This is a genomic window from Microcystis sp. M53603_WE2, from assembly GCF_030065435.1.
Genome location: NZ_JASJFF010000554.1, coordinates 1 through 3531, shown reverse-complemented (window position 1 = coordinate 3531; position 3531 = coordinate 1). Strand labels below are relative to the sequence as shown.

Annotated in this window: 2 protein-coding genes and 2 pseudogenes; 3 read left to right on the top strand and 1 reads right to left on the bottom strand. The window is 44.3% G+C overall.

The genetic code is table 11. The annotated features are described in order from the left end of the window. Positions 1 to 175: 175 nt before the first annotated feature. A pseudogene (locus PX481_RS11535) lies at positions 176 to 386 on the bottom strand (hypothetical protein). A gap of 219 nt (positions 387 to 605) precedes the next feature. Here PX481_RS11535 and PX481_RS11530 point away from each other — a divergent pair. The 3 genes and pseudogenes from PX481_RS11530 to PX481_RS11520 all read left to right on the top strand — a co-directional run. Continuing rightward, complete coding sequence (locus PX481_RS11530) at positions 606 to 911, top strand: CU044_2847 family protein (RefSeq protein WP_002762380.1); 306 nt, start codon at positions 606 to 608, stop codon at positions 909 to 911. A gap of 9 nt (positions 912 to 920) precedes the next feature. Continuing rightward, a complete protein-coding gene (locus PX481_RS11525) occupies positions 921 to 2216 on the top strand; it encodes a S1 family peptidase (RefSeq protein ID WP_288094611.1) in 1296 nt (431 codons plus the stop codon). Between the two features lie 422 nt (positions 2217 to 2638). Beyond that, positions 2639 to 3531, top strand: a pseudogene (locus tag PX481_RS11520) (AAA family ATPase); the annotation flags it as partial.

Genomic DNA, 3531 nt, shown 5'->3' with positions numbered 1-3531 from the left:
TACCGACAATCAGCAATTATCAGTGACTCTTAAATTGGTACAAAAATATGAACAATCGCGTATAAGCATCCCACCGAAAAGCTAATGCGCTCCTAGGGCTGTTTCATTCTCCCATCAGAATATCAAAAGTAAAAGCGATCACAGTCAGGTAAAATGAGGAGTGACCGCCAAACTTTCAAATATATGTTGAGCTTAATAGAAAAACTGAAAGGCTCTTCGTTACTTGGTATGGTTCGATATAGGGGCATAAATTGACTAAATCCTTATCTGGCAAGAGACTTAATTGATTAGTTTGTTCTAGAGCGAAAACAATTGACAAAAATCGCAGCAATGTCTGTCTCTATCGGGGTTTTATTCCTTATAACCCCCTCCGTTGCGTGGCACAAATAGGGGAACCTAATTTTTTTCAGGGCAATGACTGGTAGGCAACCCGAAAATTATATAGATTAGTGGCAAAAAAGACTTGACAAAATCCCTCGATTTGACCTATACTTTTTATTATAATGGGAATCCGTGCCGAAATATATATAAGCCTTTTTACTTCCGCTATAAGTTTGTCCGAGAAGCAATCGAGAAAACCATAAACGGGTCATTGGAGGAGCCTTATGCCAGAATCTAGATCTGAGATTATTTCAGTGAAAGTTAAAGAAAATGTCACCATGTTAGTGGAAGCGAGAAGTTTCGGTGGTGAACGGGAAGTATCCGATCAAATATTTGACTTTCAAAGTGTGGCTGATACAATTGAGGCAGTTACTGAATCGATCGCTGCTACGATAAGTAAAGTGCAGCCCAAAAAGGCAACCGTAGAATTTGGGGTAGAAGTCAGGGTAAAATCCGGTAAACTAACCGCTTTAATTGTGGAAGGTGAAGGAAAGGGAAATTTAAAAATTACCCTAGAATGGGGAGGATAAATTGATTAAATGCTTACCCCGGAATCTCTACCCCCGTACACTGTCAGGTTAAAGTTAATCGATGCGTCAGGAACAGGCTTTTTTGTGGGACAAGGGTTAATTTTGACCTGTCTTCATGTGGTAAAAGATGCGCGGGATAATCGCGAGACTATCGAGATAATTTGGCAAGGTCAAATTTCTGGGGCTAAAATTATCAACTTACCGAATCTAGACGAGATCGATCTGGCTCTTTTACAATTAAACTCGTCTTTAGATCACAAATATGTCGATTTTGATCACGATTTACAATTAACAGATAAATTATACACTTTTGGCTATACCAACGATTATCCGAACGGTGATCCTAGTGACTTTGAGTATATAGGTTTAACGGGGGATGAAAACCCCTTAATCAAGTTTAAATTAGGGCAAGTACAACCCGGTTTTAGTGGTTCACCTCTGTTAAATTTACGCACGGGGAAAGTGTGCGGAGTGGTGAATAAAACCAGAGATGAGTACAGTGATTTAGGAGGAAGAGCGATTCCAGTTCAGGCTATTTTTAAATATTTTCCGCAATTACAACCCCAAAAAAATGCCCATAATCCTTTTAAACCCACTTCCGGAGGTATTGAAGAAATTCAGCAGATTTTTGGCCGGGAACAAGAAATTAAAGATATTTTTGAGGTTTTAAATTCCGGCAGTAGTGCTGCTATTATCGGGGAAAGGGGAACGGGAAAAACCACCCTGCTTTGGGGAATTTACCATCAAGCAAGGGAGTATTTACTTAGTCATCGACAACCCTTGTATCTAAACTTAGAAGGATTAGCAGGAGATAAGGATTTTTATTATGAATTATGTCATCAGATTGGTATAGCTGCGAATTACGATAAACCGCTCAAAGGAACTAGATTAACTAGGGAATTAGAAAAACACAAAATCCTGTTATTATTGGATGTGGTAGATAATATGACTCAAAAATATTTCAGCTATCAGCTTAGAAGTCAATTAAGAGAGTTGGCTAATCGTCCCGATCCACCTTTAAGATTAGTAGTAGCGGCTAATCGTCCCCTTGATGTTTTATTTCCTGATAACAAAGGAGGTGATTCACCTTTCGAGGGAATTTGTCAACAATTTCCGATTAAATTATGGGATGAAGCTAAAATTAAAGAGTTTATTAGTCATCGTCTAAGTCAAACTGGAGTGACTTTTACTGAGGAGGAAATAAGTTCTCTTGTTAGGCAAAGTCAAGGAAAGCCGCGAGAGGTGATGCAAAATTGTTTTAAACTTTATCAAACCAAAGTCAATAACTCAGCATCCCGAACTTAGGTTATAACTAAATAATAAGTTGATTTAATTTTGGGTTTGATCCTACCTTGATAAGGGGGGTTTGATCCCCCCTGCCCCCCTTGATAAGGGGGGTTTGATCCTACCTTGATAAGGGGGGTTTGATCCCCCCTGCCCCCCTTGATAAGGGGGGTTTGATCCTACCTTGATAAGGGGGGGTTGATCCCCCCTGCCCCCCTTGATAAGGGGGGTTTGCTCCTACCTTGATAAGGGGGGTTTGATCCCCCCTACCCCCCTTGATAAGGGGGGTTTGATCCTACCTTGATAAGGGGGTTTGATCCCCCCTACCCCCCTTGATAAGGGGGGTGCTGAATAGTAGGGTTGATTCATGAATCAACCCTACCTTGAGTAACACCTAACTACTTAATAAACCATCACCGGGTAAATAGCTAGAGATAAAAATTATGAAGGAAAGCACCGTCCCCAGAATTAATCTCGCTCCTAAACTCAAACGCGATTTATCTTTATGGAATCCTTTTGATTATCTTTTGCTGTTGTACTGGGTGTTTTATTTTCCCCAAGCAGTGCGCTGGTATGTGGAAACGAGAGGCGGCGGCGATAAATTAAAAGAACAGAAAACATGGCGCGATAAAATACAATTTCTCCGCGACCATCCCGTACAATTGCGTCTAGGGATTCAGGGTCTTCTCTTAACTGTAATTACCCCTCTGATTATCTGTAGCATAATAGCAGCAAATTTAGGACTTTCTGTTGATTGGGTGGGCGTGGTGTTGGGCGTGGTGTCGGGCGTGGCGTTGGGCGTGGCGTTCGGCGGCGTGGTGTTGGGCGTGGTGCTGGGCGTGGTGCTGGGCGTGGTGTCCGGCGTGGTGTCCGGCGTGGTGTACCGCGTGTTGTACCGCGTGTTGTGGGTGGTGGTGTTGCGTGTGATGTCGGGCGACGTGGTGTCGGGCGTGGTGTGGGACGCGGTGTTGGGCGTGGTGTACGGCGTGGGGTTGGGCGTGGTGTCCGGCGTGGTGTCGGGCGTGGTGTGGGACGCGGTGTTGGGCGTGGTGTTGGGCGTGGTGTCGGGCGTGGTGTTGGGCGTGGGGTGGCGCGTGGTGTCCGGCGGGGTGTTGGGCGTGTTGTTCGGCGTGGGGTGGGGCGTGGGGTTCGGCGTGGGGTTTATATTCGCCTTTTTCCGTCTTGATAATTGGCTAATCGGGCTTTTGGCTGGTCCCCAAGGGCGACTTTTTCCCCGTATTACCCTTCTACCGCTGCCGGGGTTAACCTCGACTCTACAACAATGGTTACAGCAAGACTGGGAAACGGCTATTAATAACCTCAATCAATACTTTCG